Origin of the sequence: Vibrio sp. DW001 (assembly GCF_029016285.1) — a bacterium.
In the GTDB taxonomy this organism is placed as follows: Bacteria; Pseudomonadota; Gammaproteobacteria; order Enterobacterales; family Vibrionaceae; genus Vibrio.
On the sequence record NZ_CP091976.1, the window covers coordinates 686,199 to 702,247 of the forward strand.

At 41.4% G+C, this 16,049-nt stretch carries 12 protein-coding genes; all 12 read right to left on the bottom strand.

Translation table 11 applies throughout. The features are described 5' to 3' along the window. Positions 1 to 35: 35 nt before the first annotated feature. Positions 36 to 1,631 carry an FGGY-family carbohydrate kinase gene (locus L3V77_RS20475; RefSeq protein ID WP_275138086.1) on the bottom strand — a complete coding sequence of 532 codons (1,596 nt, stop codon included), beginning with the start codon at positions 1,629 to 1,631 and terminating at the stop codon, positions 36 to 38. Between the two features lie 64 nt (positions 1,632 to 1,695). Next, the gene (locus L3V77_RS20480) at positions 1,696 to 3,669 is read right to left on the bottom strand and encodes a methyl-accepting chemotaxis protein (RefSeq protein ID WP_275138087.1); all 1,974 of its coding nucleotides are present in this window, start codon (positions 3,667 to 3,669) and stop codon (positions 1,696 to 1,698) included. An 83-nt stretch (positions 3,670 to 3,752) separates the two neighbouring features. Continuing rightward, positions 3,753 to 4,901, bottom strand: coding sequence for a lactaldehyde reductase (gene fucO, locus L3V77_RS20485; protein WP_275138088.1), 1,149 nt, complete (start codon positions 4,899 to 4,901; stop codon positions 3,753 to 3,755). A gap of 51 nt (positions 4,902 to 4,952) precedes the next feature. Further along, positions 4,953 to 5,600 (bottom strand): L-fuculose-phosphate aldolase, encoded by a 648-nt coding sequence (fucA, locus tag L3V77_RS20490; RefSeq protein ID WP_275138089.1) that lies wholly within the window; start codon positions 5,598 to 5,600, stop codon positions 4,953 to 4,955. 9 nt (positions 5,601 to 5,609) lie between these two features. Beyond that, the gene (fucU, locus tag L3V77_RS20495) at positions 5,610 to 6,041 is read right to left on the bottom strand and encodes an L-fucose mutarotase (protein ID WP_275138090.1); all 432 of its coding nucleotides are present in this window, start codon (positions 6,039 to 6,041) and stop codon (positions 5,610 to 5,612) included. After that, a complete protein-coding gene (gene fucK / locus L3V77_RS20500) occupies positions 6,034 to 7,491 on the bottom strand; it encodes an L-fuculokinase (protein WP_275138091.1) in 1,458 nt (485 codons plus the stop codon). Before fucK ends, fucU begins: the two co-directional genes overlap by 8 nt. A 47-nt stretch (positions 7,492 to 7,538) precedes the next feature. After that, positions 7,539 to 9,287, bottom strand: coding sequence for an L-fucose isomerase (fucI, locus tag L3V77_RS20505; protein ID WP_275138092.1), 1,749 nt, complete (start codon positions 9,285 to 9,287; stop codon positions 7,539 to 7,541). Positions 9,288 to 9,507: 220 nt separating this feature from the next. Next, a complete protein-coding gene (locus L3V77_RS20510) occupies positions 9,508 to 10,458 on the bottom strand; it encodes an ABC transporter substrate-binding protein (RefSeq protein WP_275138093.1) in 951 nt (316 codons plus the stop codon). Positions 10,459 to 10,500: 42 nt separating this feature from the next. Further along, positions 10,501 to 11,418, bottom strand: coding sequence for an ABC transporter permease (locus L3V77_RS20515; RefSeq protein WP_275138094.1), 918 nt, complete (start codon positions 11,416 to 11,418; stop codon positions 10,501 to 10,503). Positions 11,419 to 11,485: 67 nt separating this feature from the next. After that, positions 11,486 to 12,985, bottom strand: a complete 1,500-nt coding sequence (locus L3V77_RS20520; RefSeq protein ID WP_275138095.1) for a sugar ABC transporter ATP-binding protein — start codon at positions 12,983 to 12,985, stop codon at positions 11,486 to 11,488. Between the two features lie 234 nt (positions 12,986 to 13,219). Beyond that, positions 13,220 to 14,002, bottom strand: a complete 783-nt coding sequence (locus tag L3V77_RS20525; protein ID WP_275138096.1) for a DeoR/GlpR family DNA-binding transcription regulator — start codon at positions 14,000 to 14,002, stop codon at positions 13,220 to 13,222. Positions 14,003 to 14,451: 449 nt separating this feature from the next. Then, positions 14,452 to 15,780: a GTPase HflX gene (gene hflX, locus L3V77_RS20530; protein WP_275138217.1), complete on the bottom strand. Its 1,329-nt coding sequence runs from the start codon at positions 15,778 to 15,780 to the stop codon at positions 14,452 to 14,454. Positions 15,781 to 16,049: the final 269 nt, after the last annotated feature.

The window sequence follows — 16,049 nt, forward strand, 5'->3', positions numbered from 1 at the left end:
TGCTTGACGCAGAATACTTCCTGATTGGCTCAAAGCTACGTGAGGCGATTTACGGCTTCTCGTTCTACGGGTAAACAATCTTTATAACGCCTCATAAATTCTTGCACACCTTCGAATTCTTTTTTCTCTGGGCCGACTATAAACTCGTCGTCTGCTAAGAATACTTTACGCTTTAAAAACGAATCAAGATTAACCTCTTCGTCTATTAAAAAAGAAGAGAGTAAAGCAATACCCCAAGCCCCACCCTCAGAAGCATTCTCTACTGTCGCCACTTGTACATTTAGAGCGGTAGCCATAAGATGTTGAACCACACCTTTCGTTTTGAATAGACCACCGTGAGCCAAGATTTTTTCAAGGTTTACACCTTCTTCTTCAACTAAGATGTCTATACCTATCTTCATTGCACCAAAAGCAGACAGTAAATTTGCTCGCATGAAATTGGCTAATGTAAATTTGCTATCTGATGGGTTTAGAAAGAGCGGACACCCTTTTTCAAAGTGGGTCAAATGTTCACCAGATAAATAGCCATACACCATAAGACCTCCGCAATCATCATCACCTTTATGGGAGGTTTTAAACAACGTTTCATATAGTTCATCTTGAGAAACATTACTTCCTAGTCCATGAGCGACTTCCTTGAATAACTGCATCCAAGCATCGAGATTGGATGAGCAGTTATTAGAATGAACCATCGCAACTAGTTTTCCATCTGGTGTCGTGACCAGATCGAGTTCCGAGTGTACTTTTTTAAGCTTCTCATCAAGTACGACCATAGCGAAAATTGATGTACCTGCTGAAATGTTACCAGTACCTATTGAAACGGTGTTCGTTGCTATCATACCCGTACCCGCATCACCTTCCGGTGGGCACATCGGGCAACCAGATTGCAACTGACCATTAGGGTCTAATAACAGAGTTCCGGCTTCTGTTAGGAAACCAGCATTCTGCCCTGCAGTAAGCACTTCAGGAATAATTTGGTCAAATTTCCAAGGCAGGACTTCACCTTTAACTAAATGATCAAAGCGCATCATCAGCTCTGAATCAAATGCTGTTTCATCGATATCAATTGGAAACATACCAGACGCATCTCCAATGCCTAGTACCTTACATCCTGTTAATTTCCAATGCACATAACCAGATAGTGTTGTCATAAAGTCAATGTTAGGAACATGTTCTTGATTATCCAATATTGATTGATAAAGATGGGCGATGCTCCAACGCTGAGGAATAGGGTGTTCAAAGACACACATCAGTTTTTCCGATGCCTCTAACGTATTGTTATTTCTCCATGTTCTAAAAGGCGCAAGCAACTTATCTGAACGATCAAAAACAAGGTAACCATGCATCATTGCACTGATACCCAGCCCTGCTAACTTCCTTAACTCAACGTTATGTTGTTGGTAAACGTTCTCGTAAAGATCTTTGTAACAAGCCTGTATTCCGATCCAGACATCATCTAGGTCATAGCTCCAATTATCATCAATAAGTTTATTTTCCCAGAGATAACTTCCACTTGAGATGGGCTGTTGGTCCTCACCAATTAATATAGCTTTAATTCGAGTTGAACCTAGTTCAATACCAAGAATCGCTTTCCCTTCAGAGATAAATAACTTAGTGCTTATTTTTGCCATAATAACGTTTCCTAATACCCTAAATTGATAACTGGATCTGACGGGATAATAATTTGAATATCCATTAGACTTTAAATTGTTCGATTAACGTTTGTTGCCGCTGGGCTAACTCAACCAGAACCCCACTGCTATCAGCAGACTGTTTTGCTTCCATACCCGTTTGCTGTGCACCTTCCGCAATACCATTGATATACATGGCAACCTCACCACTCACCGAAATCTGCTCTTGTGCTGCGTGGGCGATTTGACTCGACATATCAAATATATCTTTCATTCTAGACGTGACGACGTCTAGTGACTTTTCTGTGAGTTGAGTCTGATGCGCGCAACTGTTCGTCTGTTGCAAGCTTTTAACCATCACATTGGTTATCTGTGTAGAGCTCTCTTGAAGGCTCTCAATCATGCGTTGAATCTCTTCTGTTGAATTGTGCGAACGGGTCGCTAAGGCGCGAACTTCATCTGCCACAACGGCGAAGCCCCTTCCTTGCTCACCGGCCCGAGCAGCCTCAATAGCCGCATTTAACGCAAGTAGGTTCGTCTGCTCCGCAATACTGCGAATAACATCCAATATACTGCCGATGTTTGAGGTTATTTTCCCTAATTGCTCAGAATAGGTGACCGCTTCTTCTATAGAGTTGACTAACGTCATCGTGATTTCTCTGTTTTTTACCACCTCTTTCTGACCCATCAATGTTGCTTCATTGGTTTTTTCAACTTCCATTAATGTATTACGCGTATAGTTAGAGACTTCGCCTGAGCTCACTTCTAATTCAGCTATCGCCGTTGCGACCAGTTCAGTTTTTGTCTTTTGCTGCTCCACCAAATCGAGGGTTCTTTCGCTGATTTCTGCGGTTCGAGAGGCCTCTTTCGCTAACACCGTCGAGCCTTCTCCTATCTCCTTCAATATCGATGAGGTATTGTCTGCTAATGTGTCTATCGCTCTGGAGATGACACCAAACTCTGTTTTGTCAACATAGTTGGTTCTCTGAGTCATGTCGCCTTCTGCCATTTTTATTAATACCGGACTGGTTTTTCCGATTGGTCTCTTGATACTAATTGCAATGGTGTAGCCAATGATTAAAGCAATGACCCCTGAAACCGCGGCGACTGAGATCGTGGTCATGATCGCTCTATTGGCCACTGTCTCCGCTTCTGAAGTGCTCTCTAATGCCTTTTCTTGAGCCAGATTGGTTAGCCCTTGAATCTGATTCTGTATCTTGTTTATATCTATTGACGCGCGCTCAAAATACGCCGTACTTTCCTCGTGCAAAGCACGTTCTTTAATAAGGTTATTAAACAAACCATGGTCCGTCAGCGTGATCGCTCTTAGTTTCTCAATGATGCTAATAAACTGCTCTTTAGTACGAGCTGATATTTCCAAACCTTGAGAACGTTGAATAGCAATTTTAGTATCGTTCTCCAATTTTTTCTTTGCGATGGCAATATCGATATTCTTATCGATCCTACGAATATTTTTTAAACCTTGATCAACACTACTAATAATAAATTCTACTTTGTTTTTTATAACACGGCTTGTCGATGACTCATCCGTTATCTGCTCTTTTGCCCACGTATACGTATCTTCCAGCTTGATCAGGTCTTTGTTGGTCACCATTAACGCCTCTCTCGTCATGATCAATTTTTCATGTGCGGACATACTTTGCAATACATTGATAAAGTACTGGTCGGTCAACACATTAATACCATTAATTTGGTCAATCTCATCCGTGCCCGGATCAAAGCTCTGTAGATGCTCTATCGCCTTTACATACTTTACTTTTTGCTCAAGAACCTGATTACGTATTGCAACAAGCTCAGAACTATTTACTTGCGAAATATAGGTAGAAAAATATTGATGACTATTTTGGATTATTTTTTGAAGCGGTAATGTGGCAAGTAAAATCGGATTTGACCGACTTGTTATCTGCTCTATTTGGTTGTTCAACTTGATCGTATTTGAATAATTCGTTATTGCGATAATGAGCATCAAGGTAAACATTAAAACAAATCCGAACACAGTACGCTGAACGATAGACATAACGACATACCTTTGGTCTTTACTGAGGAAATAAAGGTAGTGGCAATTGAAATGCCGACTACCTTTAGAGAGAAAGAGGTGAACTATAAAGACAACACGTACAACGCTTTGACTTCATCCGGTGTCGGTTGGCGAGGGTTACCACCTAGACAGACATCCTGCATCGCTTTATCTATCCATTGCCCTAAGTCAGACGCCTTAATTCCAAGTTCCGTAAATCCAGATGGAATACCGACCTGCTTAGATAGGCGACGAATCAGCTCTACAGCTAACTCGGCAGCTTGGTTATCATTGAGTTGACTCGTATTTCCTCCCATGGCCTCCGCTACTGCACGGAAACGCTCTGGTTGAGTTTGAGCATTAAATTCGCAGACTTCAGGAAGTAGAATTGCATTACATACACCATGCGGAAGATTATGTGTTGCGCCTGGTTGATGGGCCATAGCGTGAACCAAACCTAAGCCTGCACTATTGAACGACATTCCCGCGAGAAATTGTGCGTCCGCCATTTTTGCACGAGCTTCAATATTTTTGCCATTTTCAACGGCAACGGGTAACCAGAGACTAATCAGTCTTATTGCTTCTAATGCTGTCGGCTGAGTTAAGGTATGCGCACCTGGTGTGACATAAGATTCTATGGCATGAGTTAATGCATCCATGCCTGTTGCCGCAGTAACATTTGACGGCAATCCAACCATAAGAGAAGGATCATTGACCGAAACGTCAGGTATCTGTTTGCTATCAACCAAGACCATCTTAACTGCACGTTCTTCATCGGTGATAACCGAATTAGATGTCATCTCAGCTGACGTGCCTGCGGTTGTATTTATAGCGATAAAGAAATCGCCACTATTCTTGACCAAACCGACACCATCATAATCACAGATATCTCCCGGATTAGAAGCCATAATACGAATGGCTTTGGCACAATCGACAGGGCTCCCTCCACCAACAGCAATAAAGCAATCACATTGATTTTCTAAATAAAATTGATGACCACTTCGAACCAAACTCGCGGTTGGATTTGGTGTTACTTTATCGAATACAACATAACTTACTCCTTTCTCATCCAACGATAAAAAAAGCGAATCCAATATACCCAAATCGATTAAATTTTTATCCGTCACAACCAACGCTTTATTAACGGGTTGCTGTGTAAGCACGTCAACGGACTCTGCCACCGCGCCAACGCCAGACATCGCTAACCGTGGTAAATTTAGAGAAAATACCATTTCATATACCTCAAGAGTTAAAAAAGCCTGCGAAGAGCAGGCTTTGATTTATTATTTTTCTACGCGAAGGCCGTAAGATTGGAATTTATTTAGCACAACATCCATTTCAGCGTCGTCCAGAATTGGAATATCTTTTTGAATCGCCATCGTTTTTAAATACAGTTCTGCAAGCACTTCACATTCATGCGCTAACCAAAGTGCTTTGTCTAAGTTTTGCTCTGCGGTTATAAGACCGTGATGTTGAAGTAAAATCGCCTTACTTTTTGCCATCCCTTCGGCAACATTGTCAGCAAGTTTAGCGCTACCGAATGTGGCATAAGGAACACAAGGGATCTCGTTAGCACCTGATGCAGCAACCATATAATGAATAGCCGGGATCGGTTTATTAAGAATAGAAACAGCAGCACAATTAATGGAGTGGTTATGGACCACCGCATCAGCGTCGTCTCGAGTTCTATAGCAAGTAAGGTGGAATAACCACTCGCTTGACGGCAACTTGCCTTCTTCAAACTCACCTTCGTTGCTTACATAAACAATATGTTCTGGTGTTAATTTTTCATATGGAACACCAGTAGGAGTGATAAGCATACCGTTATCAAAGCGCACACTGACATTACCAGCCGTTCCTTGATTAAGGCCAAGCCGAGTCATTTCAATACAAGTATCAATAATTTGTTGTGATAATTCGTTACGTGTCATGATTAGTCCTTAGTAGGTGGTTACACCCTTTTTTAAAATAATGTTGCCGTATTTTGCGGTTTCTCCGCTTAATACAACGGCATAACAATCTTTAACGCGTTCATAAAATGCAAAGCGCTCTATTCTTTCTACACTGGGAATTGGATCCAATGATTTGTGTATTGCCGCTCGATATTTCTCTTCAACCAATGGATCGAGGCTATCGCCTTCTACCGCTAGCATCATTATTAATGGGGCTTCGCTATATTGGTCTAACTCAAATAAGGGAATGATACCTTCTAGCAAAACGTTGACGCCTACCCCATCTGCCCTTATTACCCTTCTGCCAAAGGTATGGGCTGGAAAGTGCGCGTCTGCCAGTAATATCTCGTCACCATGCCCCATCTCACTCAGCGCTTTTAGTAAAGTTGGACTCACCGCCGGATGAATACCTTTAAGCATGACAAAACTCCTCATATAGCTCTTGGTATAAGGCTTCATCACTGCTGGGGTAAATGGTTGTATACGATGGTTTCATCGCGAGTTGGGCACCATCTGCACTATCAAAAATGCCTGTACCTGCAAATGCATACATAGCGGCACCTATCACTGTAGATTCTGGCTGATCAACCACGAGTATTGGCATGTTTAATACATCCGCTCTAATTTGATTCCACAGCGCATTTTTTGAACCACCACCAACGACGACTAAATTTTCCGCTTTAAAATCACTAACTTCAGATAACCTAATAAGGCTTCGTCGAAGTTGATAAGCCAAAGCTTCCAATGCCGCGCGATAAATTTCACCGCGGGTCGTGTTGATCGACAATCCTTTTATGCTGCCGTTTCCGCAACCCTCTTTATTGGGTAAAAAGTGGGGGTTAAAATGGATACCATTACTGCCAACTGGTATCGCATTACCTTCACTGATCATCAACGCGTACTTATCGCTTTGATCGCTTATATCGTTGAATAAAGTACCGGAAATCCATTCCATAACCGCACTCGATAACCATTGTATTGCCGGATTATAGAGGTCGGCTTTCGCATCTAACTCTGTGGTGAGCCCGTCCAACAAGTACTCGCTTTTTAACGAGGGGCACAGAGTTCGAGCCATCAGTATTTCCCAAGTACCAGAACTTAAGAACGGTTGATTTTCTCCAACACCAGAACCAAACAGAGCAAACTGAGTATCATGACCCGCAGAGATTACTGGTATGTTATTCGGTAAACCTAGCTGCTGTGCTATCTCACCTGTTAGCTGACCAATTTCCTCCCCTGCGTTGATTAACGGAGGAAAATGTTTCGATGTTAATCCGAGGTAATCAAGGGTGCGGGATCGCCAATGGCCACTTTTTAGGTCCGTTAACATCGATGTACCCGCCATAGTACGGTCGGTCGTAAGATTTCCCGTAAGCCGATACGCGATCATCGAAGAGATAAACACAAACTTGTCCATTTTTTTATAGACGTCAGGTTCGTGATCTTTAAGCCATTTCAACTTATATAAAGTATTAAAACTGTAATCACCTATACCGTTCTCTTTATACAACTCTGCTCTATCAATATCTTGCTCAACCGTCATCATGACAGGAAGCGTTCGAGAACATTTCCAAGAGATAATTGGATATAGTTGATGTCCGTCCACGTCGAAAGGTGCCCCATCAACACCGAAGGTTGTTACCGATACAGCACAGATATCATCGCTATCTATTTGCGTAGTGATTTTTTGACAACACTCCGCTAATTTGTTCCATATTCGGTCGAAATCCCACACATGCTTAACTGGTTGGTCGGTACTTTGTACCGTTTCATTACGAAGATGATGTGAAGCAACAATATCGCCTTGATTGTTCACGGCGATAGCTCGTACATTGGTAGCACCACAATCAAGTATTACGACAATCGACATAATTCTTCCTTAAAACAGGCACCCGCAACCGCGGATGCCAATACAAGTTACTTATAAAGCGGACCAAAATTGGCGCAGGCACGGTAATCTTGCCCTTCAATATCTTGACCAAATGCAGAGAACGAGTGTGGACGAAAAACGTTTTCTTCACTGACATTATGCATAGAGACGGGAATACGAAGCATAGACGCCATAGTGATCAGGTCAGCACCTATATGTCCGTGGGTAATAACACAATGGTTAGCCCCCCAGTTAGCCATGACGGAGTAGACATCTCTAAAAGCGCCACTGTCTGTCAAGCGAGGAACAAACCATGTCGTTGGCCATGTTGGATTAGTACGTTCATCTAATGTGCTGTGTACTTCTTCTGGCAAATCAATTGAATACCCTTCCGCAATTTGTAAAACAGGGCCTAGTCCAGCAACGATGTTAATGCGATGCATGGTAAATGGCATTGCCCCCTTAGTCAGGAAGTTAGAAGAGAAGCCGCCACCTCGAAAGTATTCTTCTACCGCTGGTGGCCATACCGTTGCACCAAGACATTTCTTAACGTCTTCTTCATTCATGTCCCAATGTGGTTTAATACAAGGCTTTCCTTGTCCATCGGTGACTTCACCACTTCCATCTAATGCGGCAGAACCGGAGTTAACAAGATGAATGAAACCTGTTTCTGGTCGATAGCCACTCACACGCTCAACTGCGTCTTGAGACCAATACGTACGAACATCACAAAACACTTGTGCTTCACCGGTCAATAACTTGCCAAATAGCATGTTGACACCATTCAAGCTGTCATTCTCAGTAGCGATGGCAAACGGTTCTCTAATGCCGTTCCAGTCAAATGAGGAATTTAAAATAGACTCGCTGAAGTCTCCGTTAGGCAGATGATCTGTCCAGTGACGTTGTCCCTGAAACCCACCAACGATAGCGTTATGACCAAGAGATTCTTCACTGAATCCAAGCTCGGCTAATTTGGGATTTCCTTGCATAAGGTCACGCATAATCATGGTCATCTTAATGACGGTTTTCCAATCCTCGGATTTTCGCTCTTCAGTAAATGGAGTACTGTTATAATCCTGACCTTCTGGACAAAATTCTTTCACCCAACTTGAGGCCAATTCAAACTCTTCTTTGTCATAAACTTCGCGGTCAAGGCGACGTTTAATTTCCGTCATATCGATATATTCGTTGCGCATTCCCAAATATTTTTGAAAGAATTCAGGGTTAACGACAGAGCCGGCAATACCCATTGAAACCGACCCCATTGAGAGATATGACTTCCCTCTCATTGACGCTACCGACAAACCTGCACGGCAGAATCGTAATATTTTTTCTTGGACATCCGATGGAATACTCGTGTCATCAGAGTCTTGAACTTCTTGACCATAAATAGAAAATGCGGGTAGTCCTAGCTGCGTGTGTCCTGCCATCGCAGCGGCAAGATATACGGCTCCAGGACGTTCAGTTCCATTGAAACCCCATATGGCTTTTGGCAAGTGCGGGTCCATATCAATGGTTTCTGTGCCGTAACACCAACAAGGTGTCACGGTAAGTGTTAATCCAATATTTTCTGTTTTGAATTTATCTGCGCAGGCTGCAGCTTCTGCAACACCACCAATACAAGAATCAGCAATGATGCATTCCACTCTCTCGCCACTTGTATGACGAAGATTTTTCTCAATAAATAATGCAGCTGATTTAGCCATATTCATTGTTTGCTCTTCCAATGACTCTCGCACACCCATTTGGCGACCATCAATCGTTGGACGAATACCGATTTTAATTAGATTTGTCATATTTAATTTCTCGTTTCCAACATCGTTGGATTAAATTTGTTTTCCCGCTTTATCACATTTCCAACGTGATAAATTTATCTCGAGTGGGGTACCAATGCCGTTCAATATAGTGAAGCCTAGACCGACGGTATTTAATCATTGCCGTTACTGTCACGGTAGGAAGGCTGGTATCTGATGAGGCCAATGCCACCCTTTTTACTACCGTGGAATTAATGCGTGCTTATTTTCCAAATGGGAACAACAACGTTTGCATTTCTGGACTGTCAATATTGCTAGCAGTAATAACCTTTACCGGAATATCAATGACTGCTGGTACTTCTTTGCCTTCAAGTACGCTATAAAGGGTTTTCAAACCTTGGTAGCCAATCTGATACGCATCCTGAACAACAAAGCCTTGAATGGTGCCCGATTTTAGAAAACTGATGATGCCTTCCGTACTGTCAAAACCCATCACTAAAACCTTTCCAGACAGATTCAAGCTATCGATCGCGTTACCTACTCCTAGAGTCGCACCTTCGTTGGTGGCATAAACCCCTGCTAAATCCGGATTAGCGCGGTACATATCAATCGTTTTATCCATTGATTTTTGTGGGTCTCCGTCACTATATTGGACATCAAGCAATAAGATATCCGGGTAGTACTGCTTCATCGCGTTGATAAAGCCTTCAGAACGTTCAATCGCACTTTGCGTACCAGCCACGTGAGCGACTATTCCTACCTTACCTTTGCCATCAAGCATTTTGCCTAACGCCATGGCGGCATCGCCTCCCGCTTTTACGTTATTCGTCGCAATAAAGCTTTTCGGTATATCTGAATTAACCCCAGAATCAAATGTTGCGATCTTGATATCTCTCGATGTTGCTTCTTCTACAGGAAGCACAAGCGCATTTGCGTCCAGAGCGGCAAGCAATATAGCGTCAGGTTGACGAGCCATCATGTCTTCCATTAATTGAATCTGTTGGGAGATCTGTGTTTCATCTGCTGGGCCAACAAAGCTAGTTCTTATACCGAGTTCTTTTGCTGCCGTATCCGAACCCAATTTGACTGTTTGCCAAAACTCGTGCTGATAACCTTTACTGACCACTGGAATATAGATGTCATCTTTCGCTTGAGCAGAACCAAACCCAATAGCGGCAAGTGTTAATATCAATGGTACTTTTATAAATTTCATTGGTGTTTCTCCGTGTACGTAGGATAAGAGTTGTTATTTTTGTTATTTCATTTTCTTTCTTAATGTGTCTAGATATACAGCCGCAACAACCACAATGCCCATTGCAACCATTTGCCAAAACTGCGATACCCCCATTAAATTAAGTCCATTTTTCAGAATGCCCATAATCAGTGCTCCGATAATGGTTCCACCGATAGTCCCAATTCCGCCCATAAGGCTGGTGCCACCGATGATCACTGCGGCAATAGCTTCTAATTCATATCCGACACCCACTGTCGGCTGTCCTGAATTCAATCGTGACGTTAAAATGACACCCGCTACACCGGTTAATAAGCCACAAAATGAGTACACAAACATTTTTACCTGATTCACTTTAATACCAGATAAATGCGCTGCATCTTCGCTACTACCTACGGCATAGATATACCGGCCAATAACAGTACGCTTCAAAATGTAAGCAGAAATAAGGGCGATTACGGCAAAATAGATAACAGGGTAAGGGATCAAATCAAATAAGCGGCCCTGTGCGATGACTCGAAAAGTAGGATAGTCTTGGAAATATAGCGCTCGGCCATCGGTCAACACTAAGTTGATACCACGAACCGACATCATCAATCCCAACGTTGCAATAAAAGGAGGAATCGCCGCTCGAGTGACTAAGAAACCACTGAGGCAACCACAAAGGAATCCTGCTAATGCACCGGCTAATACGCATAACCAAAGAGGAAGTCCGATAGAGGCAGCAAGTCCAACAGCGACACCAGAGAAGGCCATTACAGACCCTAGTGACAAGTCGATACCCGCGGTAATTATTACGTAAGTGACACCAATGGCCATGATACCTATAACAGCAGTTTGTAATGCCACAGTTAAAAGGTTGGACAGATTAAGGAAATAAGGTGTTCCTATACTAAAAAATATCATCAATAGCACTAAACTAATTAATGGTGCTAGTTTCATTAGCAATTCTTTATTTAAAAAGAAATCTTTTTTAGCGGTGAGTTTTGTTGTATTACTAAGCATCATTTTACCCTTCTAATGTCGCGTATTTCATAATATTTTCTTGCGTAGCACGTTCTGACTCTAATTCTCCGGTAATCCTTCCACCTCTCATTACCAGAATTCGGTCACACATGCCCAATATTTCTGGCAACTCAGACGATATAACAATAATTGATTTACCTTGCTCAGTTAGTTTATTTATTAATTCATATATCTCTAACTTCGCTCCAACATCAATACCACGTGTAGGTTCATCAAATATAAGTATCTCAGTGTTTTTACAAATCCACTTCGCTATGATTATTTTTTGTTGGTTACCACCACTTAAATTCCCTGCCAGTTGATCTAAATCTGGCGTTTTTATTTTAAGCTTTCCTTTTAAATCATTACTTTTATTGAAACAGGATTGCTCATCAATAATTCCAAATTTATTTGAAAACTGTTTATAGCTACTGAGCATTGTATTGACGTTGACAGACAGCCCTAATGCTAGACCTTCTTTTTTCCTGTCCTCCGTCAAGTAGCCAATACCCAGTTCAATCGCTTTGTGAACATTGGTAATAGTAACGGGTTTACCAAAGAGAGAAATCTCACCGCTGTCGATAGCATCGGCACCAAATAATGCTCTAGCGACTTCCGTACGACCAGCGCCCATTAGGCCTGAAAAACCGAGTATTTCACCACGCCTCAAGTTGAAGTTGATGTCGTGAAGAACCCCTTTACGATTGAGATTTTTGACATCTAGTACGATCTCCTTGCTGGGTTTATTGCCTCGCTTAGGGAAAATATCACCTAAGTTTCTTCCAACCATCATCGCAATCAATTCATCAATGGTCGTTGCCGCGTAATCAACCGTTCCGATAAAACAACCATCCCGCATGACCGTTGCTCGATCGGCTATTTGTACAAGTTCTTCTAATCGGTGGGATATATAAACAATACCAACGCCTTGAGACTTCAGCATGTTTGTTACCTTAAACAGGCTTTTAATCTCACTTTCTGTCAATGCAGCGGTAGGTTCGTCCATAATAAGTATCTTGGCATTGACTGAAAGTGCTTTAGCAATTTCGACCATTTGCTGTTGAGCAACAGTTAATTTTTCAACTAGTGTATGAGGGCTGATCTTTAAATTGAGTTTATCTAGAAGCGCCTGAGCGGCATCAGCTTGAGATACATCATCAAGTAACCACTGATTGCTACCACGAAACTCTCTACCAATAAAAATATTTTCTGCCACGCTCAGTTCAGGAAAAAGGTTAAATTCCTGATGAATAATAGCAATGCCTTTTTCCTGAGCCGAGATAGGCGAGGTAAGTTTAACTTGTTGCCCTTCGAAACTAATCTGACCATCATTCGGAATATGGACTCCCGAAAGCACTTTCATCAACGTCGATTTTCCCGCACCATTTTCACCTAAAAGAGCATGCACTTCGCCACGTCTTAAGTTAAAACTCACATTATCAAGCGCTAACACTCCAGGAAATCGCTTTGTAATGTTATCCATTTTTAAAATTGTAGTGTCCATAAAGTTACCCATTATTGACCTGCAAATGTAAACTCTCTACTCTTTGGCTGGGCAAAGATTGAGATTCATAATTTAAATTTACCTTTGAACTTTCTCTAAAAACAAAATAACTTGTTTCGTATATAAAAAAAGTAATTCCATTATCCATATTAATTCCCTTTCGCCACCTAATTATGTTAGATCGTTTTATATAATCAGATGGACAACTAGTTAAACCATATACTTGATATATTTTTATAGGGCACCTAGAATAATCTCGGCATCGACATCATTTCGTGGATTAATTATAATCGACTTACTTTCGAGATTATCACTCTCATTCTTTGTTATTTCCGCATTAGTTATTAAACAATCTAGGGCATCCAAATCGCAAACCTTTAATAAGCTTCTTTTATTTATTTTAGATTTATCTGCTATAAGAATAGTTCTACTTGACACCGATATGAGCGACTGTTTTATTTCATAATTATATTCATTTGAATCCCACACACCACTATTTAAATCGACCCCAACACAGGATATAAAACATAAATCAAGCGACATTTTACTCAAGGTATTCCTAGCAATTATTCCATAAAATGACTTATATTTTTCTGAATAATTACCACCCAAACTAATGATGTTTATATTGTTCTTTTTCTCTAAGGCATTAATGATATTTATAGAGTTAGTCACTACAGTACATTTAATGTTTGGCATTGATTGAGCTAACAACCAGCTTGATGAACTCGCATCCAGACCGATGACCGACTGCTCTTTTATCAAGCTAATTGCCATCTCAACAAGTTGTTGTTTGTCTTCTACATTACTTTTTGCTCTATGTGCAAACGAGGTTCCAACGTCACTGGTTTCTTTACTCGTCGCTCCACCATGCACCCGTACCAATAACCCTTTTGTATCAAGCGCCTTTAAATCTCGCCTAATTGTTTCTACTGACACTGAGAAAGTAGAAGACAGCTCTTCTACAGAGATATGCTTTACATTATTGACCAAATTAACAATTTGTTTTTTCCGCATATCCTCGCTCCTTTGTTGAGAACAATATAAATAAGTGAAGCGAGTAAAAATTAGATACAGGTCACGATATGACCGCAAATGACTGCTATCGGCCACTTAGATGCCCGTATTTTGATATAAGCATCAAAAGCGGGCAATAACGGGCGAAACATCACGTATTTGGGCAAGAAAAGTATAATCAGGTTGGCTTAAGAACGGTCAACATCCATGTGCGAATCATGGAGCTAGTTTGAACATGATTAACGACATCATGGCGTGAAGTAGACTGTAATTTGAAGATGAGAAGGCGAATCGATTGATTCACCTTGTTGTTTTATCGACTGTATTCACTCGAATACAAGAAACTTATTGAAACCATTGATAAGCCAGATCTCTCTCACTAATGAAGAATGACCATCGTAAAGTGAGAGGTTTATATTATGCTGGAGGCTCCGTTCACACCTGCTTAGTTATAGATTAAGCATTCGCTTTTTTAACCGTGCTAAGTCAATAGCGTTTGACCGTACGTTGAACTTAATATGGCTATACTCATACTCTTCCTTAGTGACACTCATGCTAGAACGAATTTCACCTATGATACCTTTAGCGGTGTAAGGAACAATAATCTCGTCTTCAATCATGTCATGCTCGGCGGCACCAACGATATATTTATGCAGTTTAGTGATATCAAGAGGATTGCGGGTTGAAGTCATCATAGCATCAGGAAACTCTTCCATCAGTGCCTGTTGTTGCTCAGTATTCAGTTGATCTGATTTATTCAGTACCAGTAATTTTTTAATACCTTCAACACCCACTTCTTCTAATACCTCGTGAACAACATCAAGTTGAGCACGAAAAGTAGAATCTGAGGCATCGACCACATACAACAACAACGAAGCATCATGTGCTTCTGCTAAGGTTGAATGAAATGAGGCAACTAAATCATGGGGTAGTTTTTTAATAAAACCGACGGTATCTGATACGAGTATTCGAGGTTGAGTCACGGGGTGCAATGCACGTACCGTGGTATCAAGTGTTGCGAAAAGTTTGTTTTCTACTAATACCTCACTACCGGTAATCGCTCGCATCATTGATGACTTGCCCGCATTGGTATAACCAACCAAAGCAACACAAAATATCTCAGAACGTTGTGTACGCCGGCCTTTCATTTCATCTTGAACACTAGCCAAGTCACGCCTTAATTCAGCTAATTGGTCACGAACTTTACGACGATCTAGCTCTAGTGTAGTTTCGCCTGCACCCTTACCCATTTGGCGTTCTTTATTACCAATGGTGGAATCTCTAAGCCTCGGTGCTAAGTAATTTAGACGAGCGATTTCCACTTGCAAGCGTGCTGTTCGTGTCCGAGCATGGCGACTAAAGATCTCAATTATGATCCCCGTACGGTCAAACACCTCTACACCTAATTGATTTTCCACATTGCGTTGTTGTGATGGACTTAAATCGCAATCAAATACCACCACATCCGCACATGAAAACGGCAGTTCTTCTGTAGGAAGTTCAGCAAAATCCGTCTCATCAGAAAAATCTTCTTCTTCAAACATACCCTTGTTACCAGTGAGGTGCGCTATCTCAGCCAGTTTACCTGAACCAAGTACATTCTGTTTTTGACCCGAACTCTGCATTTGCGACTGCGTTCCAACCACTTTAAACCCTAGTGTAGTCACTAATCGACCAAGTTCTGCAAGTGATTCTGCTGCCTCATCACCTTTAAACTGCGGTGTGCAAATAGAAATAAGTAACGCGTGATTGAGTGATGCATTTTCTGTTAGTTGCATAATTTTTTCTGTTAGCGCACCAGAGTGCAAGCCTAGTATTTTATCCAAAGTTACCTGATCCTACGCTGTTATAGCGGAGGTTTATAGAGTAATAGAATACTAAATGCAGATATTCTCTTAGTTAACGACAAATCACTAACATAAAGCGGGGGTTAGGCCATAAAATAAGTGGTAACGTCCACCTCTTCGCTTTCTCATTTTTCTCCATTTATCACATGAAATTATTAAAACGCTACTTTTTGATAATTTTATCCAATCACAAGATACCT